This window comes from Stieleria sedimenti, assembly GCF_025060895.1.
Taxonomy (GTDB): domain Bacteria; phylum Planctomycetota; class Planctomycetia; order Pirellulales; family Pirellulaceae; genus Stieleria; species Stieleria sedimenti.
Genome location: NZ_JANZKV010000270.1, coordinates 25,535 through 48,614, shown reverse-complemented (window position 1 = coordinate 48,614; position 23,080 = coordinate 25,535). Strand labels below are relative to the sequence as shown.

The window sequence follows — 23,080 nt, the reverse complement described above, 5'->3', positions numbered from 1 at the left end:
ATCTTACGCGTCGCGGCTCAGTGAACCTTCACTGAGAGAATCGAGGTTCGCAGCGATGCAACGCCGATCGCCGGCAAATGCATCGGCATTACATTCCTGGCGAGGACGATGACCTGAAGTTGGTCGATTGCTGGCGAGTTCTTTGTTCCGTTCATTGTTTTTGTGCCCCGTGCGTGGCACGAGGCGTGTCACACAGGGACGGACTTACCGGATCGATTCGTTTTGCAACTGTTTGGCGAGTAAGGTTGCTTCGTTGCGAACGCTCTCGTCGCGGGCGATCTTGTTGACTCGCACGAGGGCCGGTTCAGCCATCCGCCCGAAATCGCGGACGGCCGTGGGGACGGTGTACGGCAACTTCGTCGCCTGGTCTTTCTGGTCGGCAACGTGGGTGGAACGATCGCGGACACTTTGTGCGACCACGTCGATCATCTGTTGTTCGGCCTGCGGCGACATCATCTCCATCCGGCCGACCAGGACACGCAGCGTTTCGTGAGGTGCGGGGGTCACGTGCAACGGCAACAGTTCGTCGGTGATCGGTGTCGGCACCATGTACAGAATGCGGGTTCCATTTTCGGTGAACCACGAATGTTGCCAGGTCTTGACCATCGATGCGGCTTCCTTTTCGTACAACCCTTCCGCCACGAGACTCTCGTGCACCATCTCGGACAACTCTTGTTCGCTGACCGGACGGACTGGATCGAAACTCAAGGTCTGGGCGGAATCGATGCGAGCGAGTTTAGAAGCTTTGATCTCGGTACCGTCGACGTCGATCAGGATCGCCGATCGAATCGGCAAGTCTGCGTCGTTGCCCAACACGATCGATGAATTTTCATAGTGGGCGGAGATCGGGAGCTGAAACTTGCCGACGCCACGATAGAACAGAAACTTTTCGAAGTGTCCCGAGTCCGGTTGGTGTGTGCCCGTTTTTCCGCGGACATGGACGAGAGCCGAATCGGTCGCACGCGCTTCGGCGTAGTGTTGTTCGTTCGCGCCATGTGGCAACAGGCGTTGGACCAAGTCCTCGGCGATGGTTTGCCGTTTGTTGCTGTCGGCCAGGTTGGGGACCAGTTGCCGGATCGGGATCAGGTCGACCTGTCCCCAATCCAAGCTCGACTTACCGATCAATTCTCCTTTGCCAAAGATGTTTTCCTGGTCGATCGCAGGCTGCATCGATTCAACCGGCGGATAGAACTCCGTCAGCAGGCCTTCGGGGAAATCGACGCGGACGTTGACGGTCCGAATGCGATCGGTGTAGAAGTAGGTGACCGGTGTTTCCATTCGCACCCGTCCCCACAATCTATTTTTTGCAAAGTATCTGGTCGGGGAGTACGAGCCTCGGTCCAGCACATAGGCCGGCAGATCGCTGTGCTCGGCGGCCAGGGGACGAAAGTCGAGGAAGACGCCGTCGCTGCCGGAAAACGTCGTGAACGTTCCCCATTCGTGGACAATCAAGTTGCCGTCGTCTGTCGAGTCGTTGCTGGCATGCAGGATCGCCGACGCATCCGAAGGCCGGTTGGTCGAGTCGGGTTCCGCGGACGACCGGCGTGCTTGGAACGCGGCCACGGCGACGAGTGTGATGACCAGTGAGAGAATAAAAACCTTACGCATGACATCGCTCCGTTGGAAAATCGAAAACGCCCGTCTGAACGTCTGTTGGGTTACATTGTTTCAGTCGCACGTGGGTCAGCGACGGACCGGAGAAAAACACGGCGTTCGGCCGAGAAAGGCTCTTTTGACATTTTTCTGAAGATCGTGCCGGTCCGGGACGTCCGCTCAGCCGTCTGAGAGACAACCGCCCTTCGAAACCGCGTCAGCCGCATTGAACAGAAACTCCACCCCGATGGCGTCGACGTCGGGGAAGACCAGCGGAACTTCGCCGAACCGGTTGGACGTCCAACATTGGTATCGACGGATTTACGCGTTCTGCCAGGCGCGGCTGATGTCCGATTCTGACTGCGAAGATGCGGTGCAAGAGACCTTTGCCCGGGCGATCAAACATTTCCCCGAGCTCCGTACCCATGATGCGGTCGGAGGATGGTTGCGAAGGATCGCGCACAACGTCTGTGTCGATATGATTCGCCGCCAACAGATCCGGCGCACCGATCCGGTCGACGTCCAAACGATCGCCAACGACGCGACCTCCGACCTGCCTGCTGACCGCGATCAACGAGAACACCTGATGCGATTGATCCGTGCTCTGCCCCAGTCGCAACGTGAAATCATTTTGTTGTACTACTACGAAAGCATGACGTATGACCAGATCGCCGCGTGGCTGGGCATCGCACGATCAACCGTGTGCGACCGTCTCCATCGCGCTCGGCAAAGTTTACGAGCCGAACTGACGACAACGGGAGGTGCATCATGATGTCATGCGAACAATCGCGTTCGTTACTCGGCCCGCTGATGGACCAAGAATTAGCGGACGCCCAATCCGACGCGGTGCGAGATCACCTCACTCAATGCGACGAGTGTCGCCGGGACTGGGAATCGCTCAATGCATTGGATACGCAGCTCAAATCGGCGCTGCGTCTTGATGGAGTGGAGCAGGCGGTCGCTGCGATCGAATCATCGGCAGACCATTTCGTTGCTTGCCCCACCGCCCAGCCGAGGAAGCGATCGATTTGGGTGGTCGTCGCCCTCGCCACCGCCGTCTGTTTGTTGGTCACTTCATTGGTCGCCCGCAATCGGGTTCCTTGGGCAGTCGATCAGGGAGTTGTCGGACAATCGGCAGCGGACATTCCAATTATTGCAACCTTGGTTCGTGCCACCGGCGCGGTGCAAGTTCAGCACCCGGGCAGTGCGGCGTGGGAATCCATTGATCATTTCGATGCGACGCCCCTGGCCAAGGGATCACGTCTACGGACTCAGCCGACCGTCCTGTGTGAACTGCAGACATCCGATAAGGGAAAGATCCGTTTGAACGAGGCGGGTGAAGTCGTCTTGCATGACACGACCGAGATTGAATTGGTCAAGGGCCAGATTTGGTGTCTGGCTCCGGAGGATCGTGAGATCGAAATTGATTTCGCACTGCGACAGAAAACGACGCCCATCATTGCGTCGATGGCGTGTCCCAGTTCATCTGAATTTCAATGCAGCGTCGGAGACAACGTCGCGTCGTGCGATTCCAATTCGCTGCGAAACCCGCCGGCCCAGATGACCGTGGGCACGAAGGGTTACGCCGTGCAGCCGGGCGAAACCGTCACCATCGATGTCGAACAGAACGTGGAACGAAATGGCGTTTGCGACTCCACCACCAAGGTCTGGCAATTGCCGTTGTTGGCCATTGGAGACCCGGTCGACCGCGAATTGACCGATGCCATGTCGGAGTTGCTCGCGCCGATCGGGAAAACCAAAGCCAGGCACCTCAACGAAACCCAGATTCGTCGACTGGGACCGGCCGGTGCTCTTCCGCTGTTGGCGTACGCGGCGACCGAAACGTCGCCCGATCAGTTGGCGTTGCGACGAACTGCCGTCGCGCTCGCGCGCGATCTTGCTGATCAGCGGTCCAAGCAGTGGTTAGCAAAACTAGCCGTGGATCCAGATCCGTTTCTGTCCGCTCAAGCCGTCAAAACGCTGGAGCGAATCGCAGCGGAGCGATGAAATGACCACTGAGCCCACCGATGGCAGTGCGAGCCCACGGATTTCTTGCGCCCTGTCATCCGTGGGTTCGCGCTGCTATCCGTGGGACCTCTTTTCGATGGTTCGCCCGGTAACATCGCTGGAGTCGTTCGTCCAGATTGAGTCTTCGGGGTGAAGCACTAGTTTGGCGGAGGGTCGCAGCCCAGGCACAGACGCACGAGTTCGACATCATTGCCAACTTCCAACTTGTTCAAGACCCGGGCACGGTGCTTGGAAACGGTTTGGAACGAGATGCCGAATTCGATCGAAATCTGCTTCAGTGAGCGGCCTTGAACCAGCAGGTCCATCACTTCGCGCTCACGGCTGGTCAACCGAGACACTCGACTGGAAAAGTCCTTGTTCGGCGGCAGGGATTCCCGGGCGCGTTTGTCGATCTGAATCGCTTCGTTGATTCGATCCAAAAGGATCTGGTCCTTGATCGGTTTCTGCAGAAAATCGATCGCACCCGCCTTGATGGCGCGAACACTCATCGGGATGTCGCCGTGGCCGGACACAAAAATGATCGGTGGAATGTAGTCCCAGTTCGCCATTTCCGCTTGCAGGTCCAGCCCACTCAATTCGGGCATGCGGACATCCAACACCAAACATCCCGGGACGGTCGGGTCGTAATGTTCCAGGAAGTCCTTCGGCCGATCGAAGGTCTGCACCTTGATGTTCATCGACTCGATCAGGAATGCCAACGAGTGCAGTGCGGCTTGGTCGTCATCGACAACCACCACGGTTGGTTCGGTCACGGTGTCGCTCCTTGAAGAATCGTCAAATCCGCCATTCCATTGCGTCTTCGTGGTGTGGACATGCCTGCGTGTCCCCCGAACTCGGAAAAAGAGGCGGGGAAGTTTCCTCGCTTCAAGTCGTGGTGCGTCCCCCTGGTATACAGGGTACCAATGCCCTGAACCCCCTCAATGTAGACGTCTGCACCGCCCGGTGGTTGCAATTCGGCACCAAAACTGCTCAAAATTCGCATGGATTGATGTGCAGCGTTGGGGAGACCATGTAGCGGGAGTCGTCAAGACTTTCGTTTTCCAGGGCGGACGAAATTCTTGGCGAATTCCGCTACGCTAAAGTCCGGCGTTGGCAAGGCATTGGCCGAACATCCCGAATTCTCAGGTTGGACGCGTTTCCCATGTCTCCCCGGACGCTACCGCCGATTGATCATCAGCCTACCGCCGGCTACAACGTGGCGACGGTGGCAACTGAATCACCGGGATGCTGATTAGTCCACTTTCGAGGGGATCGTTCACGATGAAACGAGACATGGTGCTTGTCCGCAAGCTTTTGGAATTTGTCGAAGCCAAGGGAGCACGTCTGTTCAAGGGCTCGATTCAAATCGAAGGGTACGAGCGGGAGCAAATCACACTGCACTTGTTCCTGCTGGCCGACGCCGGGTTTATCGAACTGGGGCAGGACACCCTTGCGGACAAGGGGCCTCTGGTGCTGACCTGGAAGGGCTGCGATTACTTGGATGAACTGAAGGCGAAAGACAGGAAGTAGGGACCAACGGAAAAATAAGGGGCGCAAGCTTGCGAGTTGCGTTGCCGGAATCGCAAGCTGGAAGCTTACGCCACCGCTCAAGATCTCCGTTTAACGCTGCAAGTACCGCACGATCGCTTGCAGTGCTTCGACGTTGAGCGTCGTTTCGAAACCTTCGGGCATCAACGAAGTGCCGGTGCTTTTGATCCGCTCGATCTGATCTCGACGGATGGTCGTTCGTTTTCCGTCGGCGTGTGCGATCGTCAGACTGTCGCCGACTTCGGATTCGATCACCCCGGCCAACGTCCTCCCTTCATCGGTTTGAATCACATAGTTCTGGTACTTGGGTTCGACCGCCCCGTTGGGATCCAGGATTGCCTCCAGCAGCGCCGCATCGCTGCGATTGGTCAGGTTTTCAAGGCTTGCTCCGATCGCCACGCCACTGGGGTCGGGCGAATGACACACGCCGCAGTGTTTCTCAAACAGCGTGCGTCCGAGTTCAAGTTCGCTCTTGGCGGGCTCATCGAGTGTTTCGCTGCGGCTCGAAAATTTCGCCAAGTAGTCGCGCACGATTTCGCCACGCTCCCTGGATCCACCGCTGTGGAGGATCCGTCCGGCCATCACCCGCATCGATCGGCTGCCCGATTTGAGCAGCTGTTCGCGGGTCGCCAGAGAAAGCTCGTTGGCTCGGATCCGCTCGGCTTGCAACGCTTGCAGCAACACTTCGGTTGCCTGACGCCGGGCGAGCAACTGGGAAATCAGATGGTCTCTGACTGCGATGGAGAACGTGGGCCAACGATCAATCAACTCGTTCAGAATCTCGTTGTCGTTTTGGCTCGCCAACCCGGTGATGGCTTCACACTGGATTGAAGCGGGGGTCGCCGGATTCAGCAGCCCGATCAGAAACTCCGTCCTGGATCCGTCGGCATCGAGATTCATGCTGATCAAGCTGACCGCACGGCACCGCGAGGATTCCGGTTGGGCCGCATCGACGGCCACACGTTCGGCCCGCTGCTGAAGGGGACGTAAGACCTTGGATAAACCGGAACGCTGCGACACGGAATTGCCCGTCACACCCACGAAACATTCGGCCAGGCGGAGTTGCGTTTCGAAATCCAGTTCGGGCGACCCCAGCCGGGACGCCGCCAATTCTTCGATCGGCGCGTCATGCTGTTTCGCGGTTGCCAAGACGCGGCGCAACAGTCCGACACGATGTTCGGTGAATTGTTCGGGATGCCTCGAAGCCTGCTGAAGGATCGCGTCGGCGATCGGAATCGCATGCGCCGTTGCCGAACTGGCGACGGCGTCGGCCAGCCATTGATCAAGGTCCGATCGGGTTGCAATCTTGGCCAGCGCGATTCCGGCGGCGTCCGCGTCGGATTCCCCCAACGCCAGTGCAGCTTGCATGGCGACCGACCCGTCTTGGTGCCCGGCGAGTTTGCTCACGCGGTGAAGTACTTTGTCGGAGGTTGCAACAAGTCGTTCGCTCAACCGAGTTGCGACAAGTACTACGCCGGGATCGGAGTCGGTCAACGCGGTGGCAAGTGTGTCCTCGTCTAACGCGTCGAATGTGGCTAGGATGGACAAGGCATGCAATCTCGCAAACTGGTTGGGATCGTCCTTCGCCATCGACTTGAGCGTCGGCCGAATGTTGTCGGCGTCGCGATGGATCAACAGGCGTTGGGCGTCGTCGCGAAGCGGCCCGATCGGTGAACGCAGCAATCGCACCAACGCATCGTCGGGCAGTTCTCGCAGAACGGGAATCGGTTCGGCTTGCTCGCCCACCGGTTTGACACGATAGATGCGGCCGAGCTGTTCGCCGGAACGCAAGTCCAAGCGTTCTTGCCACGCATCGGGAATCCATTCCGGATGCTCGATGACCTCGCGATACATGTCGACGACATACAGCATGCCGTCGGGACCGATCAACGCCCGGACGGGACGGAACCAGGGATCGGTCGATGCCAAAAATTCACGGTCTGTTTCCTGCTCCAATCGTTCGGCCCGGAATGTCGCGCCGCGGGGTTGCAGAACCGCACGGTGGACCAGGTTGTGAACGGGCTCGCACACCAATGCAACGGTCTGTTTGGGTTCCCCGAACGACGGCGACCGCGCAATGATGCTGCTGCAGGCGGACGTGAATCGATTGGCTGCGAACAGGTCGTTGAAGCGTTCGGCGGCGGACGTCAATGGAAAGACCGGCGGCGCGACCGCAGGTGTGAACAGCTGCTGTTTGTTTGTCGAGAAGGAGACGGCGGCGTTGCGTTTCAGATAGTGATCGTCGATCGGGAAATGAAACATGGGCAACGAATTATTGTTGCCGAACCAACGGCCGACACTGTCGCGGCTGCGGACAAACTGTGTTCGTCCGCTGGTGACGGCGATTCGCCCGCTGTCCGGCCAGATCTGAACATCGTGTCCCGACGCATCGATCGTTTGGCCCGTCGCGACGCTGGTGAGTGTTCCCAAGTTGTCTCCGGCGGCCAAATGCAGGGAATGGTCCAGACCGTAGGTGAAGCCGTTGATCCGGTGCTGGGGGTTGGCCAGCCGAAATCCCGTGTAGATCGACTGAACCTCGTCGGCGTGGCCGTCGCCGCTGGTGTCCCGGGCAAACAGGACATCCGGGGCGGCGGAGATCAGGACACCGTCTTTCCAGGGTTGGACCCCGGTCGGAAACGGCAGGCCGTCCAGAAACGTCGTCGCTTTGTCGAACGTTCCGTCACCATCGGTGTCGGTCAACGACTTGACGCGACCGCCATCGGTGCCCTCGGGGTAATCGCCCATCTCGACGACCCACAGATTTCCGTCGTCGCCGAAGGCGATGTTGACCGGATCTCGGACCAAGGGTTCTGCGGCAACGAGTTCGACTTGGTAGGCATCGGAGACGTGAATCGATTTCAGGGACGTCGCCGGGTCCTGTGGGCGAGGGCGTCCACTGTTCTTGACAATCTCTTCGACTCGGCGGATCAGCAGCTCTTCTGAGCCCGCCGCCCAAGGACCGGGAAGGCTGTAATAGATTCCCGAGCGATCGTATTCGTAGCCGCCTTCGGATCGCATCCGCTCGCTGGCGATGTAGCCGAGCACATCGTTGCTGTACGCCGAGACCCACAGATTCGGATCCTCAAACGTTTTCTTCAATCGCAGCGCATAGTCGACCACGACTTCGCCGCCTAAAAAGATCATCGTCAACTGGTCACCGAAACGCCACGATTGGATCGGCACGGGATACGTCGCCGGCAGCCGCCCTTTCTCTTTGAGAACCTTCAGCATGTGTTCGGCATGCCGGCGGGTTTGCGGGCGCGATTCAGCTAGCCGCTGCTGCAATTCTTCTTGGGTTGGCAAATCAAACGACAGTGCCGCGTAGTCAAAGTGTGCTTCGACGTCCGAGTCGACCGACGCCAATTTCGATCGGGTGACCCGCTCGACTTCCGCGGCCAGGGTCTGGCCATGCATCCGCGCCATGTCGACGGTACCGCGTGGGTTGGGGTTGGCATCCGCTCCACATCCGATCGTGCACAACGCAACCGCGCCGGGAAACGTTTGTTCCAATTCGGTTGCGGCGTAGCCCGCCCAGTCGGCGTTGATCTTGTAGTGGTCGCCTCCGACGGTGGTGCAGTGACAGGCGTAGTTGAAGATTAAACCGCGGACCGTCCCCGTCGGCGTCGCGATCCGCAGCACGGGGACGGAATGATCGACGGGGCCATCGGCTTGCACGCCAAAGCCCGTCCATTTGCCATCGGACAAGACGCGGCGATTGGCGGCAAATCCCGCCCGGCCGATGCCGTAGGCCAGTTGTGCCGGTTGCAAATCGCCGATCGCGAGCCCCACCGCACGGACGATCGCGGCATCCAATTGTGACCGATAGCGCTGGGCCGCCTCGGCTTCCGCTTGCGACAGCGGCGTGGCGAAAATATTTGACAGTTGGCCTCCCAAGTCGGGCCCGCTGTGCGTGTGCGTGCTGCAGAACACAATCCGCTCACGCGGGATCGCATGCTTGGCTTCGATTGCAGACGCCAATTGTCGTGTGTGGCCGCCCGAGAGCCCGATGTTGTCCACGCTCAGCAACACCAACGGCTGCCTTTGTACGGCGTCGGGTTCCGATTCCAAGCACACCGCACGAACAAACAGTGGGGTGTCGACGCCTTCGCTGGCGTGGTCGCGATTGCCATAGCCGGACATCCGAACCGGTTCGGTTGGCGTCACGTCTTGCTTGGCAAAACCGGCCTGCCAAGACGTCGCCGCGTTGGCCGAGTGGACGTGAACCAACCACAACCCCAGCGTCAGGGCTATCCATGCGAATCGATGAACTGAAGTCATAAGTCTCTCTCGTCTTCGTCTGTCTAGCGAACCAATCGCCATCATCTTAGCCGAAACAAGTGGCGTAAGCTTCCAGCTCGCGATCCCGTTCTTGGGGACTGTCTGTACTCCGCCCCCCGACCGCCCGACTTTTCGCTAGACTTGAGGCCAACCCGAAACCCTTCACGACCGCCGACGCACCGAGATGTCATGAACGATCCATCCAATGAAAACGATCCGGTGAATCCATACGCACCGACGGACTTTGTCTCCAACGATTCCTTCGTCGATCAAAACGCCCCGCCGGAGCTCGCCAGTCGATTGTCCCGCCTCGGCGCGGTGATTATTGATGGGTTACTGATGATGTTCATCATTTTTCCCATTCAGATCGTCACGGACTTCACCGCTCGGGCCATGACGGGAGAGGTCAGTCTGTTGGAACAGTTGGCGATGTCGGTGCTCGGGATGATCGTGTTTCTGATTCTCAACGGCTATTTGCTGATCACGCGGGGGCAATCGATCGGCAAACTGGCCGCGGGCATTCGCATCGTGGATGCGGAGACGAACGAGTTGATTTCGTTTACGCGAATCTATGTCTATCGCTATCTCTGGACCCTGCCGTTCACGCTCACCACGTTGATCATTCCCGGGTTTACCGACGATTATTTGATCAATCTGGTCTTCCTTGTCGATGCGCTGATGATTTTCAGGGCCGACAAACGTTGTCTGCATGACCTGATCGCGGGATCAAAAGTCGTGAAGGTACAGAAGACGTAGGTGTCTGCCGACGAGAAACGTCGCGTTCGCGTCCTAGGGAGACGGCAAACTGGAACCGATCATCGAGATTGACAACGTCTGTAAACGCTATGGAGGCATCGAAGCGCTGCGCGATGTTTCGCTGCGCATTCCACCGGGTGTGACCGGATTGTTGGGGCCCAACGGATCGGGTAAGAGCACCTTGATCAAGGCGCTGCTGGGGTTGTTGCATACGCATGCCGGCAACGGACGTGTGCTCGATTTTAAATGGCCGCGTGACACCAAGGCGATCCGCGATTCGATCGGTTACCTGCCCGAAGACGATTGCTACATCGCGGGCCTGGAGGGAATCGAATCGGTTTCCTTGATGGCACAGCTCTCCGGGTTGGCCGGCCGCGAGGGCTTGCGGCGTAGTCACGAAATGATGGACTTCTGCGGCTTCGGCGAGGAGCGTTACCGGGAGGTCGAGTCGTACTCCACCGGAATGCGTCAAAAACTGAAATTTGCCCAGGCACTCGTGCACGATCCGCCGCTGTTGATTCTGGATGAGCCGACGACGGGGCTGGATCCCGATCAACGGATGGCGATGTTGCGGCGGATTCGGACGTTGGCCACGCGCCACGGCAAATCGGTCATTCTGTCGACACACATCTTGCCCGATGTCAAAACGGTCTGTGATCACGTTGTCATCCTGGTGGGCGGCACCGTGCGAGTCATCGACACGCTGGAAAACCTGAGCCGACCGGTCGAGCCGACGATGCACGTTTCGGTCATCGGTGATCACGCCGCGCTGGCCCGCCGTGTCAGCAGCGAAGGGCATCGTGTGGATTGGCACCCCAAGACCGCAACCCTGCGGATCGGCGGAATCGATCCCGATCAAACCCAGCGATTGTGGACTTGGGCGGCGGAGACCGAGACGGCGATCCGGCGAATGGAGCCGGCCGTCAATTCGCTGGAGCAGATTTTTATCGAGGTCGCCTCGGGGGCGCTGACGGCGGGAATCGACGCGGATCCAAGCCTGAATCCCGTGGAGGTCGTCCGTGCCCGTTCATGATTTGGGCTATCGAAAGTGGTCGGGCGCTCGCGCCGATCAGTTTCTTCGACCATTGGTGATCGCCCGCGGAGGCGTCGCATTGATCATGAAGCGGCGTTGGCTGCGGATGCTGTTGGTGCTGGCCTGGCTGCCGGTCATGTTGCCGGCACTGGGGATTTTTGCGTTTGAATTTTCATCGACCGAGCCGGACATGCAGCGGATGATCGTCAGCACGGTCAGCGGTCCGTTGGGACGTCCCGACTTGGGAGCCTTGATTCTCGCGGACATGGAATCGGCCCGGCATGAAGTCTGGTCGACGCTGATCCTGGCCTACTTCCGCTATCCACAATTGTTTGCGATGGTCGGTTTGATCGGCCTGATCGCTCCGCTGTTGATCTCCTACGATCTCCGCACCAAGGCATACCTGATGTACTTTTCTCGGCCGCTGACGCCGACGCAGTACATTGTCGGCAAGTCCGCGGTGATCTGGTTTTTTCTGGCCGTCGTTGCGACCGTACCGGCATTGTTGCTGTACGTGATCGGCGTGTTGCTCTCGCCCGACTTGTCGGTGATCACTCAGACCTGGGACATTCCGTTACGCATTTTGGCGGCATCGGTGGTTTTGATGCTTCCGACAACGACGCTGGCCGTTGTCTATTCGTCGCTCACCGCGGAAAGTCGCTACGCGACGTTTGCCTGGTTTGCGACCTGGGCGATGGGGTTTGTGGCGTACCAATTCTTGACCTTCACCACCGCGGCGATGTCCGGCCAACGCCCGCCGCGGCGGAGACGCGGCCCGGTCAACTGGGAGGAGTACGGCGTGGATTTGGATCGCTGGAGACTGCTGTCGCCGTACCACACGCTCGGTAAGGTCGAAGCCTGGGTGTTCGGGCTGGACACCACCGCCGCCAGTGTCGTTCCCGCGATCGGAGTCCTGGCCGGAATCACCGTGATCGGGTTCTGGATCGTTCATCGTCGCATCGTCGCGAGGCTAAGTGTTTGAGCGATGATTGAACTCAATCAAGTCAGCAAGATGTACGGGAACGTCGTCGGCGTCAACGATCTGAACGTCACGTTGGAATCGGCAGCCTATGGGTTGATCGGACCCAACGGTTCGGGCAAGACGACGCTGATCAATTTGTTGATCGGCCATTTTTGTCCCACACTGGGCAGCGTGCGTGTCTTCGGAAGAAACCCCACGAAAGACCGAAGGATTCTTCGCAACATCGGCCTCTGCCCCGCTTCGGATGTGTTGTATCCCAACGTCTCCGCGCTGGAATGGGTGAAGTATCTTGTTCGCTTGCACGGCATCTCGCGTCGACAGAGTCGCACGATGGCCGAGCAGGCACTGGAGATCGTGGGGATGAGCGATGCCATGCATCGGCCGATGGGAACCTATTCGCTGGGAATGCGGCAACGGACAAAAATCGCCCAGGCGATCGCCCACCAGCCGGACCTGCTGATTTTGGACGAACCTTACAACGGGCTTGATCCGGTCGGCCGGGCGGACATGACGGCGGTCCTGAAGGGCTGGGCGGACGAAGGGCGAGGGCTGTTGTTTGCCAGTCACGTGTTGCAGGAGATCGAAGCGGTCACGTCGTCGTTCTTGTTGATTTATGGCGGACGCTTGCTGGCTTCGGGTACCGCCGAAGAGATTGAATCGATCTTGGCTGACACGCCGCAACAAGTCCGTGTGTTCGGACCCGACGCCGCGCGACTGGTGCATCGATTGGCCGATGTTCCGTGGGTCGACTCGCTGTCCTTGTCCGCAGGTCGGACCGAACTGGCGGTTTCGTTGCGCGACCCCGGCGAGTTCTACCGTCAGTTGCCGCATTGGATTCGCAGTGATGGGCTATCGATCGAGCGGTTGCGGACGTCCGACGGCAATTTGGAAGCGCTGTTCGAATCGCTGCTCAAACACCATCGCGGAGAAATGCCTTGAACAAGCTGACTCTGCCGCTGGCGGTGATGATTTTCGAACTGCGTCGTTCGCTGACGATCGGCCGAATCGCGATTTGGTTCATCCTGGTTGCGTTTCCGGTCGCGATCATCACCGCCATTCATCTGATCGCAAAGATTGAAATGGGCGAGCGTTTCGAAGCCGAGGAAATGATCGAGCCGCTGGGGATGGCGATGTATTTTTTGATCCCCGAAGTCAGTTGTCTGTTGGGATTGTTGTTGTGGGCGACACCGGCGGTTAGTACGGAAATCGAAGGCCAAACGTGGGTGTATTTGACCATGCGTTCGTCCGGCCGACGGATGGTCTTGATCGGAAAATACTTGACGGCCGTGGTTTGGACGCTCTCCGCGTCCCTGGCCGCGGTCGCGCTCTGCACCATCGTGGTCGATTCACCCATCGGGTCCGAATTGTGGTGGGTGTTGACCAAACTGGTCGTGCTGTCGTGCTTCGTCCATGCCGCCCTGTACTTGATGATCGGCACGCTGTTCTATCGACGCACCATGGTCGCTGCGGTCATGTACACCGTCGTGGTGGAGTACGTCTTCTCATTTATTCCTGCGCTGGTCAACAAGTTCACGATCAATTACCGCCTGCGAGGATTGTTGGCCGATTGGATGCAGTGGGACAATGCCCGCAGCCAAGCCGAACACATTTTCGGCAACGAACCCGTCTCCACCCATCTGCAGCTGCTGGGCCTGATGGTCGTCGTTTTTCTGGGCATCGCACTGTACCGAGTCGAACGCACCGAATACCCGACCCAGCAAGAAGGCTGAGCCAGGACAGGACGACGCTGTGAAGTGTGACTCTGGTATTTGACGCCAAGCGGGGTGTTTTGTTGTTAGCGGCAGGGCGCGAGCGGGCTGTCGGTTTTGTGAGCCGCGAAGCGTAAGCGGCCGGGCACTGCGACGTTGCCCGAGGCCCTTACGGCCAGCGGCTCACGATTGACTCAGCAGATCCCGACTAAATCGACAGCCCGCACGCGTAAGCAAGGGGCCACGCGGCGCCCCGCGCTAACGCGTTCGCGCCTGGCATGTGGCATTGGTTTCGGAACATCGACTCAATCGACTGCCCGCTCACGCCCTTCCGCTAACAATTGAATCATCGCGTTGCCCGGCCCCGATTCAGCTTCATCGCGGCTTTTCCGGGCCGATGTATTGGGAGGCGATGACCAGATTGTCGAAGTAAACAACGTTGATCGGGTTCTTGGTCCAGCGATCCGTCACATAACTTTCCAGCGTCAAGGCGTTCGCTTGCAAGGCCTCGTCGGTTCGCCAATTGAACCCTTTCCAATGCCCCCGCAATTCGCCGTTGATCCAATAGGCTTGCTCTCCATCAGGCTGACCCGGTGTGTTGTGTCGCAACATGAATTCACAGCAGATCCATTGGTCCTTGGGGATGTCACCTTGGGTTTCCGGCCGGAATCCGTTGCCCCAATATCGACCATCGGGACTCGCCTTCATCTGGTGCCAATAGCTGTAGAAATTCCAGCGTCCCGGTGCAGGCCATTTGCTCCAATTGCCCCAGGGTTCCAGCGCGGTGGAAAAACGCTGGTCTCCTGGTGGTCGATTCCCCGCGCCGCCGAAACCGCTCCAGCGGTCTCCGCCGGTCAAGCCACGGTTTGCGCGCAGCGTGACGAAGTGATGGATGTAATCACTGTCTGCGGCGAAGCGGACGTAGAATCTCACTAACACGTCTGGCGCGGACGGAAACCACTTGGTCATGCCACCCCCGGTGTCTTTGCCGAGATGCGCGGTGACCTTCAGCGATCGAGATCCCACCGCCGCGGTTTCCTCATCGACCGCAACGAGCGAAAGGGTGTTTCCGTTTGGGTTGCGCGTTTCATCCCATTGATCGCCGATCCCTCCAGACTCAAAGTCGTCGAAAAAAATGAACGCCGGATGCTGACGTCGCTGTTCCGCGCCGAGTACCTCTGCCGCGATTCCATCGCCGCTGGGCAGGGATGACTGCGCGAGCGGAACGGCCAGCGGTTCGGCCGCCGAGGAACGGCAGTCCGACACCGCTGCCGCCAAGAGAACCAACAACAGGGTTGATCGGTAGATTCGTTGATTCGCAACGTAGTGGAAACACATGCCAGGCCTCTTCAAGTGAGATGGCCAAATTGTAACGCAAAGCGTGATGGACCGGTCGAGCGATCGATCAATGTTCTGCAGAGCAACGCTGTGAAGCATTTGTTAGCGGTAGGGCGCGAGCCCTCCGGTGTTTTGGCAAAGATGAAGAACCGGAGGGCTCGCGCCCTGCCGCTAAAACCTCAAGAAACACATGGGGAAAATGCTTCACAGCGTTGCCCGCCGGGGTCAAGCAGTCATTGCTTCTGCGTTTCCGTTGGTGCGCTATCGCGACCACCGGCTACTGGCTTTCACCCCTCTCGGGGTGATGCATGGTGTTGAACGCTAGACCGACTACGACGCATCCTGCCGCCCCTTTTCAAACCCTGCGTCGTCCCCAGAAACAACCCAACAATGTCGGGATCAGAAATCCGATTCCGGCGGCGAGTGCGGCTTTCTGGGTGGGCATGTCATTGATCGGAGCAGCGGGGGGCGTTGCCCGGGACACCGCGACGACGGAAGGGCCTTGCAGACTTTCGAGCATGACGGCCTCGAGTCGATCCACCACTCTGTGAAGCACTGCACGTGCTCGCTCCAGATCATCCTTCGCGAACTGCAACGCAACGCTACGTCCTTCGACCGTATTTAGCTGGCGATTCACCTCGGCGTATCGTTCTGTCAGGATTGCGTGAGAGACTTCCAGCCGATGTCTCTGGTCGGCGGTTTGGGACGGGGCATCGGCATCCGCGAGTTCGGCCGAATCCTTCGCTTTGGTGTCTCCGGGCTCGTCATTTTGGTCGATCACGGAGGATCCCACGCTGACCGGTTTGATCTCGACCGCGTTCAAAACCGCAAGATCCACTTCGACTTCGTCGATCTTTCGTTGCAGGTGCATGGCTCGATCGTATTGCAACTCGCGATGTCTTGGCCCGACCGCGAACGCATCAAACTTCGATGACTGTTCTCTGGCCGCACGAGCGACTTGTTTCTCAAGCTCTTCGACCTTTCTTTTCTGCTGCTCCACTTGTGGTTCAAGCCACGCTTCCAAACGCGACACGCGGCGGGTGTCAAATTCGCTTCGACGGGCCAGATACTGTTCCGCTACCAAATTGCACACGTCCGATGCCGCGTTGGGATCCGAATCGATGTAGCTGATCACGATGGTGCTGCCGCTACTTCCTGATTCAATCAAAAGATTCTGGCGTAGCGTTTCCGCAGCGAGTTCGGAGTTGGACAACGTCGGCGAACGTTCGATTGCCGGATCGGAGAGGACCGGGTCGAGGACCGATTCGCTCAACACGAATTCTTTCTCTCGGTCGGCTAAGTGACTTGAGTGCGTCGCCGTGTGGGCTTCGAAGTCAGGGGCGTGGTTCGCGGACAGAACAAAGCTCGCTTTGAACCGAGGCGTGACGGTTGCAACAACGGAGTAACCTCCTATCGCGGCGAAGAGAATGCCAAGTGGAACGCTCCAGCGCAGGCGGCGCAGAATCGTGGTGCGTGTGCGGCCCTGCGCTGCCGTGCGATCTGAAACGGCCGGTTCTGGTACGTTCGTCATGGTTTGACTCGTCGCGGATCCAATGGTGAGGGGAAAGAGTCGGGGTGGGGGTGCCAGGGGCCCTATGCTAACCCGGCGTCGAGCACGGCGAAACAAGTTTGTGAAAAATCGGTTACGTTCTTTGCTGACGCAGGAGTTTTGACCGCCCCGGAACGACGCAGCAGCAGACCGATCGGAGGAAGCGAAAATGAGCTACCAGGACATTTTGTTCGAAGCCAAGGACGGTGTGGCGACGATTACGATCAACCGACCGGAGGTCTACAATGCGTTCCGCGCCGAGACCTGCGAAGAATTGATCGATGCGTTCAAGCGAGCCGCTTGGGAGGATGCGATTGGCGTCATCGTGCTGACCGGCGCCGGCGGCAAGGCGTTTTCGACCGGCGGTGACCAGTCCGCCCACGAAGGCCAGTATCAAGGTCGCGGAACAATTGGTCTACCGCTGGAGGAACTGCAAGCCGCCATTCGTGATGCTCCCAAACCGGTCATCGCCAGGGTGCAAGGTTATGCGATCGGCGGCGGCAATGTGTTGGCGCTGTTGTGTGACCTGACCATTGCCGCCGAATCCGCGGTGTTCGGGCAAGTCGGCCCCCGCGTCGGTTCGGTCGACCCCGGTTTTGGGACCGCCTACATGGCACGCGTGATCGGCGAAAAACGCGCCCGGGAAATGTGGTTCCTGTGTCGCCAATACTCCGGTGCCGAAGCCGTCCGCATGGGCTTAGCGAACGTCGTCGTGCCGGACAGCGAACTGGACAAGGAAGTCGAACAGTGGTGCCGGGAGATTTTGGAAAAGAGTCCCACGGCGCTGGCCATCGCCAAGTACTCCATGAACGCCGACAGCGCCCACATCAGCGGCCTTTCCGCGATGGGCTTGCAAGCCGTCAAACTGTTCTACGGCACCGAGGAATCGAAAGAAGGTGTGCAAGCCTTTAAAGAGAAACGCAAACCGGAGTTTGAGAGGTATCGAAGCTAGCGCGGCACGATGCCCTGTGTCGTATTGACGCGAGCGGTGCCGATTTGAACGCGGCTCGGGTATAATAGATTCTCAGTCGGTTGTGATGAGATGCGATGAGATGCGCAGTCCAGGAGCGTCACGTCGTCATCGACGCCGAGTGGCAGGGGGTCCGCATCAGATGATCGAGGGCCGCAATCATGATGGCCAGCAACACCGTGCTTGTTGCAGCAACGCGTGGCTCCGACGCGATACGGTTTCGTTCGCATTTCTGGGGCTTGGTGGGGATGTGGACCGCGGCCGCGGCGTGTTCGCTGGCTTGGAGTGTTCACGAACAGCGACAGAACATTTTTGAGATCGGCCGCAAGAACGCCGAGACCGCTTACGAGAAGGATCTGGTTTATCGCCGCTGGTTGGCCGAGCATGGCGGTGTTTATGTTTGGGTGAGCGGCGAAACCCGGCCAAACGTCTACCTTGCCGGCAGCCCGCGACGTGAAGTCAGCACGCCGCGCGGGACATTGACGCTGATCAATCCGGCCACCGCGACGCGCCAGGTCTACGAAATGGAGGCGGAAGCGTATGGCGTCCGCAGCCATCTAACCAGTCTCAGGCCCATCAACCCCCTCAACGCGCCCGACCCTTGGGAATCCGAAGCGCTACGGTTGCTGGACGCCGGCGAAAACGAAGTGTGCAGTTTGGAGCGACTGCCCGGCGGGAGCTACATTCGATTGATGCGGCCATTGGTGACCGAACAGAAGTGTCTGGAGTGCCACGCCGAGCAGGGTTACCAAATCGGTCAGATCCGCGGAGGCATCAGTGTGTCGGTGCCCATGCAACCGCTTTGGGACGCCGGCAGGAAGGAGACTATCGCGGTTTGCGCCGGGCACGGCCTGCTCTGGGTGATCGGATTGACGGGAATCGCGTCGGGCATGCGGCGCCATCGCCGAGCGATCGAGAGCCGTCTGAACGCGGAAGAGGAATTGAGAGAAAAAGAGGTCCGCTTGACCACCTTCGCCGAACGCCACGCTCGTTTGAAAGCCGAACGAGAGAATTTGGAGAACCAAGCGCAGCTTCGTTTGGCGGGGGCGATCCAACAGAGATTGCTTCCCAGCTCAGTGCCCCTGATCCCCGGCTTTGACCTCGCCGGGCTATCGTATCCTGCGGAAATCACCAGCGGAGACTTCTATGACTTTGTCGAGATGCCGGACGGTTGTCTGGGAATCGTTGTTGCAGACGTGAGCGGTCATGGGACGGGGCCGGCGTTGTTGGCGACGGAAACCTGCGCCTATCTTCGAGCACTGGCGGAGACCTACTCCGACGTCGGTGAAATCTTGACGCGTCTGAACAAGTTGTTGGCCCCCGACTTTGAAGACGGCTATTTTGTGACGCTGTTTTTAGGTCGTTTTAATCCGGCCGACCACTCGTTTGTCTACGCCGGTGCCGGACATCAAAGCAACTTGTTGGACGCCGACGGCCAGGTGAAAACGCTCGAGTCCACTGGCCTGCCGCTGGGCTTGGTCGACGACGCGGTGATCGAGACCTCGGTACCGATCACCTTGCAACCGTCGCAGCTGATTCTATTGTTGACCGATGGCATTCCCGAAGCTGCGGACGCTGAAGATGAGCTTTACAGCATGAAGCGGGCGTTGGATCAGGTCAGGTCCAACCGCCACCGTCCGGCCGCCGAAATCATCGAAGCACTGTGCCGCAATGCCCAGGCATTCTCGGCCCCCGATCCCCAGCACGACGACATGACAGCCGTCGTGCTGAAAGTGGAATCACGCTCCAATCAAGCGTCGGCGTGACGAATCACTGGGGTTGCAGTGCTTGGGTGTCGTGGGGTTGGCCGATGGCGGTGAGTAGATCGAGGAACCAGGGGGCATTTTTGTTGAAGGGCTTGCCGCCTTTGATCCGTTCGAATTCGATCGCCCGCAATTCGTCGCCGCGTTCCTCGTCTTCGCCGATCACGCCGCCTTGGCCTGCCAGGGCACATTCGACGGCCTTGTCGGCACAACGTTTGATCAAGGCCAAGTCTTCGTTATTGGCACGTGCCGCACGGCTGAAGTAACCGCTCTTTTGCACCAGCGTCTTTTCCGCGCCAATCATTTTGGCAAATTGCTCGCCGAACCACTTGCCGGGGTTCACGGCGTCCAACTTGTAGTGGCCGAACGCATCCTTGGGCACTTCTTCGCCACGCGACTGCATTTCCTCCACGATGGTATCCACGCCGGCACCCTCGGAGATGAAGATGTTGACGCAGTCGATGTCATCCATGATGGTGCGAAGGCGGGCGGCTTCTTGTTCCAGGTCGAAGTGCATTTCCGGGATATAAACCCCATGCACTTCATCACGCTCGCGGCTGAGTCCGGCGTCGGGCAGGAATTCCATCTGATCGAGTCGATTGCGGTACTTGAGCGCCGTCGCGGCAGTCAGCCAGCCGCAATTGCGGCCCATCACCTCGTGCACGATCAACATCCGCGGATTGGCGTTTTGCTCGGCCACCACGTTTTCGAAGAACCTGGCGCCCTGCTCGGCGGCGGTCCACGCACCCAGGCTTTGCTTGATCGGGATCACGTCGTTGTCGACGGTTTTGGGAAGCCCGACGACCGTCAATTCGTAGCCGTTCTTTCTCAAAAATGCCGCGAGATCGGCAGCCGACGTGTTGGTGTCGTCACCCCCGATCGTGTGCAGCACGTCGACGCCGTCTTGCTTGAGCCGCTCCGCTGCGACTTCCAGCGGGTCCTGGCCTTCTTTGACCAGGCCTCGCTTGACGCAGTCCGCAACGTTGGTCAATTTGACGCGGCTGTTGCCGATCGGGCTGCCGCCACGTTCGTGCAGCAGGGCCGCGTTGTCGCGAACGTTTTGGTTCACCACAAAGCTGTCGCCAAGCAGCAGTCCCTTGTAGCCTGATCGGTAACAGACGATCTCCACTTCCGGAGCCAACTCGGTGTAACGCTCGATCAGGGCGCCGATGCCCGAAGAAAGGCAGGGCGCCAGTCCGCCTGCCGTCAGGATGCCTACCTTCTTAACTGCCATGGCTTGCTTCTCAATTAGACCAGTGAACGGGGGACCATACCGGCCCCAGTCTATGAAACTTTCCGCGGCCGGTCACCCGGGGAGCCTGGCGGTGGAAGACGCTTGTCCGTAGACGCCCAATAGGGTTGCCTGGGTGCCCCTTGGGGAAGTGCCAAGGGCAAGGGCGATGAGGGGGAATCGGAGGCGTGCGGAGTGCTGGGACGGCAGAGTGAGGGGCAAAACGATGGGGTGGCAGGCGGCGGAAGATCGAATCCGACTTTAGCCTCGCACTTCATCGTGATCGGATTTCTTGTACAGAACATCCGATCGGAGCACATACTTGCGACCTTGGAGGACTTCCTTTCCGGTGTGCTTTTGCCAGTGGCAAAACAGCAACGCCATTCCTTTCTTGGGCGTGATCTTCACGCCGTGCCGGAACCGAGTTTCGCCACCGGAGAAGTCGTCGTTTAAATAAATCAGGAAGGTGAGCAGACTTTGCACCCCGCCGTCGAGTCGGACGCATCCGTCGGCATGCCAATCGAATTTCTGACCGACGTCATATCGATAGTATCTCAGCCGCTCATTGAGCCCCACGGCTTGGCGGCCTTTGATCGAGTACGGGATGTCGGTCGCAATCCGCTGCCAGAGATGGTCAGCCAGCTTTGGATCATCAAAAATCACGCGGGCGTTGTTTCGCACGTTGGGCATTCGCCGAGGGCCATGCTCGGAATTCACGGTGGCTTGCTCGTACCCGAGCGTTTCGCTCTGAGCGATCCAGCGATCACATTCTTCTGCGGAACACAAATCTGCAATCGTAAAGACTTCGTCGTTGACGCGGAACAGTTTTGGCACTCGATTCACCCTCTGTAATTCCCCCACCTCCCAAAAAGGTGTCCGACACCTTTTTGGTAGAATGGGTCGTCTTGGATATGTCCTAATTTTCCAAAAAGGTGTCGGACACCTTTTTGGCGGCGAGTTGGTTTTGGCGGCGGCCGAGGCGAAAAGCGGCGTAGGTCCAGACCGCCAGGATCGGCAGGGTCCAAAGATTCAGCGTCGCGAACCCGAAGCCGGCGAGGTTGCGCAGTGAACCCAGCACTTGGCTGGAGATCGCGTCACCGCCGCGCAGCACGACCGTGTCGATGAAGCTTTTCGATTTGTATTTGTCTTTGCGGCTGACGACGGTAAACAACACCTCGCGCGCCGGAACGGTGATTCCATAGCCGACCGCCCGCGTGACGACCATGGCCGTTGCAACGACGACCAGGCTGCCGTCGATCGACAGGACGGAAAAGGAAATCAAATAGATCAGGGGTAGCACCATCAGCGAGACACCGACTCCCAGGCATCGCAGCATCCAGCCGGACAAGACCAGCTGCGCCGTCAGCGTCAGAACCTGTGTTGCAAAGTCGATGTAGGCGAACAGCTGTGTCTTGGATTGATCGTCCGGAACACTCGCGCCGACAATTTCTGCCTGTTGAAAATACAACTGTGTCCCGGCGGCTTGAACGAAGAACAGGAACACGCAGATCGAGGCCAGATAGGAGGATTGGAGGACATGGGTCACGCCCTCCCATAGCCCGCCGACCGTCGGCGTTTGGGCGGGATCACGCTGCGTGCGTTTCGGCGCGAAATGTGGATCGATCGCGACACGCTTCTCCAGCCGCCACGCACACCACAGACCCGCCTGGAGCGTGACCATCGGGATCAGCAGCAGACCGGCGGTGGAGAACTCGGTCGCAATCTGGCTGGTCAACAGCGATCCCGCCACCGCACCCACGGTCCCACCGGCGGCGATACGACCGAACAGCCGTTTCCCTTGCTCGCTGCTAAACAGGTCCGCCAAAACGGACCAAAACACGCTGGTGGCGAACAAGCCGAAGACGTTGACCCAGATGAAGAACGTTCGGGCGGCCCACACGCGCACCCCGTCGTCCCCGAAGCTGAGCGAGGCACTGAAGGCCAGCAACGACACGCTGAAAAAATGAAACACGACGCGGACCAGCCAGCGCCGCGGCAGCCGATTGACGAGCGATGCATAGATCGGAACCGCAATCAGCATGGCGGCAAACGTCACCAGCATTAGCCCTTGGAGTTGCTTGGTGCCGCCGATCGCCCCCATCGTCTCCCGCACCGGGCGAACGACACTGTAGCTGAGCAAAACAAAAAAGAACCAAGCCGCCGCCCAAATCGCGACGCGCTGCTCGGCTTGCCGCTGTGGTTCAGCCGCCGCTTGAGAATCGAAACTGTCGGTCGGTCGATGAATCGCTTCGCCCACTGGTCGCGTGGTCTTGCACGGTAGGCTGTTGAAGAGGTGCTACCGGTAGCCAGAAAGTAACGAAAC

Annotated in this window: 18 protein-coding genes; 10 read left to right on the top strand and 8 right to left on the bottom strand. The window is 58.9% G+C overall.

Features of this window, described 5'->3' with window-relative positions:
- Positions 1 to 204: 204 nt before the first annotated feature.
- The gene (locus NZK35_RS29315) at positions 205 to 1,608 is read right to left on the bottom strand and encodes a hypothetical protein (RefSeq protein WP_259636085.1); all 1,404 of its coding nucleotides are present in this window, start codon (positions 1,606 to 1,608) and stop codon (positions 205 to 207) included.
- Positions 1,609 to 1,840: 232 nt separating this feature from the next.
- Here NZK35_RS29315 and NZK35_RS29310 point away from each other — a divergent pair, with 232 nt between their 5' ends.
- On the top strand, positions 1,841 to 2,365 hold the full coding sequence (locus NZK35_RS29310) for an RNA polymerase sigma factor (protein WP_259636084.1): 525 nt from the start codon (positions 1,841 to 1,843) through the stop codon (positions 2,363 to 2,365).
- Entirely contained in the window at positions 2,362 to 3,600 is a 1,239-nt protein-coding gene (locus tag NZK35_RS29305) for an anti-sigma factor family protein (protein WP_259636083.1), read from the top strand. The genes NZK35_RS29310 and NZK35_RS29305 overlap by 4 nt, the downstream gene beginning before the upstream one ends.
- Positions 3,601 to 3,758: 158 nt before the next feature.
- On the opposite strand, the gene NZK35_RS34805 is transcribed toward NZK35_RS29305, so the two are convergent.
- Positions 3,759 to 4,373 (bottom strand): response regulator transcription factor, encoded by a 615-nt coding sequence (locus tag NZK35_RS34805; protein WP_259636082.1) that lies wholly within the window; start codon positions 4,371 to 4,373, stop codon positions 3,759 to 3,761.
- 508 nt (positions 4,374 to 4,881) lie between these two features.
- Between NZK35_RS34805 and NZK35_RS29295 the strand changes: the two genes are divergently transcribed.
- Positions 4,882 to 5,130: a DUF2513 domain-containing protein gene (locus NZK35_RS29295; protein ID WP_259636081.1), complete on the top strand. Its 249-nt coding sequence runs from the start codon at positions 4,882 to 4,884 to the stop codon at positions 5,128 to 5,130.
- A 90-nt stretch (positions 5,131 to 5,220) separates the two neighbouring features.
- On the opposite strand, the gene NZK35_RS29290 is transcribed toward NZK35_RS29295, so the two are convergent.
- Positions 5,221 to 9,426: a neutral/alkaline non-lysosomal ceramidase N-terminal domain-containing protein gene (locus NZK35_RS29290; RefSeq protein WP_259636080.1), complete on the bottom strand. Its 4,206-nt coding sequence runs from the start codon at positions 9,424 to 9,426 to the stop codon at positions 5,221 to 5,223.
- Positions 9,427 to 9,615: 189 nt separating this feature from the next.
- On the opposite strand from NZK35_RS29290, the gene NZK35_RS29285 reads away from it, so the two are divergent.
- The 5 genes from NZK35_RS29285 to NZK35_RS29265 are packed head-to-tail and all read left to right on the top strand — an operon-like array spanning position 9,616 to position 13,927.
- Positions 9,616 to 10,182, top strand: coding sequence for an RDD family protein (locus tag NZK35_RS29285; RefSeq protein WP_259636079.1), 567 nt, complete (start codon positions 9,616 to 9,618; stop codon positions 10,180 to 10,182).
- 49 nt (positions 10,183 to 10,231) lie between these two features.
- Positions 10,232 to 11,215 (top strand): ABC transporter ATP-binding protein, encoded by a 984-nt coding sequence (locus NZK35_RS29280; protein WP_259636086.1) that lies wholly within the window; start codon positions 10,232 to 10,234, stop codon positions 11,213 to 11,215.
- A complete protein-coding gene (locus NZK35_RS29275) occupies positions 11,202 to 12,197 on the top strand; it encodes a hypothetical protein (protein WP_259636078.1) in 996 nt (331 codons plus the stop codon). The genes NZK35_RS29280 and NZK35_RS29275 overlap by 14 nt, the downstream gene beginning before the upstream one ends.
- Before the next feature lie 3 nt (positions 12,198 to 12,200).
- Positions 12,201 to 13,136 (top strand): ABC transporter ATP-binding protein, encoded by a 936-nt coding sequence (locus tag NZK35_RS29270; protein WP_259636077.1) that lies wholly within the window; start codon positions 12,201 to 12,203, stop codon positions 13,134 to 13,136.
- Positions 13,133 to 13,927 carry a hypothetical protein gene (locus tag NZK35_RS29265; RefSeq protein WP_259636076.1) on the top strand — a complete coding sequence of 265 codons (795 nt, stop codon included), beginning with the start codon at positions 13,133 to 13,135 and terminating at the stop codon, positions 13,925 to 13,927. The genes NZK35_RS29270 and NZK35_RS29265 overlap by 4 nt, the downstream gene beginning before the upstream one ends.
- 354 nt (positions 13,928 to 14,281) lie before the next feature.
- On the opposite strand, the gene NZK35_RS29260 is transcribed toward NZK35_RS29265, so the two are convergent.
- The gene (locus NZK35_RS29260) at positions 14,282 to 15,244 is read right to left on the bottom strand and encodes a hypothetical protein (RefSeq protein WP_259636075.1); all 963 of its coding nucleotides are present in this window, start codon (positions 15,242 to 15,244) and stop codon (positions 14,282 to 14,284) included.
- 355 nt (positions 15,245 to 15,599) lie between these two features.
- On the bottom strand, positions 15,600 to 16,775 hold the full coding sequence (locus tag NZK35_RS29255) for a GumC domain-containing protein (protein WP_259636074.1): 1,176 nt from the start codon (positions 16,773 to 16,775) through the stop codon (positions 15,600 to 15,602).
- Positions 16,776 to 16,962: 187 nt separating this feature from the next.
- Here NZK35_RS29255 and NZK35_RS29250 point away from each other — a divergent pair, with 187 nt between their 5' ends.
- On the top strand, positions 16,963 to 17,745 hold the full coding sequence (locus tag NZK35_RS29250) for an enoyl-CoA hydratase-related protein (protein ID WP_259636073.1): 783 nt from the start codon (positions 16,963 to 16,965) through the stop codon (positions 17,743 to 17,745).
- Positions 17,746 to 17,924: 179 nt separating this feature from the next.
- Positions 17,925 to 19,529, top strand: coding sequence for a SpoIIE family protein phosphatase (locus NZK35_RS29245; protein WP_259636072.1), 1,605 nt, complete (start codon positions 17,925 to 17,927; stop codon positions 19,527 to 19,529).
- A 4-nt stretch (positions 19,530 to 19,533) separates the two neighbouring features.
- On the opposite strand, the gene NZK35_RS29240 is transcribed toward NZK35_RS29245, so the two are convergent.
- From NZK35_RS29240 to NZK35_RS29230, 3 genes are all read right to left on the bottom strand, one after another.
- Positions 19,534 to 20,760: a pyrophosphate--fructose-6-phosphate 1-phosphotransferase gene (locus NZK35_RS29240; protein ID WP_259636071.1), complete on the bottom strand. Its 1,227-nt coding sequence runs from the start codon at positions 20,758 to 20,760 to the stop codon at positions 19,534 to 19,536.
- A 258-nt stretch (positions 20,761 to 21,018) separates the two neighbouring features.
- Positions 21,019 to 21,591, bottom strand: coding sequence for a prolyl hydroxylase family protein (locus NZK35_RS29235; RefSeq protein ID WP_259636070.1), 573 nt, complete (start codon positions 21,589 to 21,591; stop codon positions 21,019 to 21,021).
- 82 nt (positions 21,592 to 21,673) lie between these two features.
- Positions 21,674 to 23,014, bottom strand: a complete 1,341-nt coding sequence (locus tag NZK35_RS29230) for an NTP/NDP exchange transporter (protein ID WP_259636069.1) — start codon at positions 23,012 to 23,014, stop codon at positions 21,674 to 21,676.
- Positions 23,015 to 23,080: the final 66 nt, after the last annotated feature.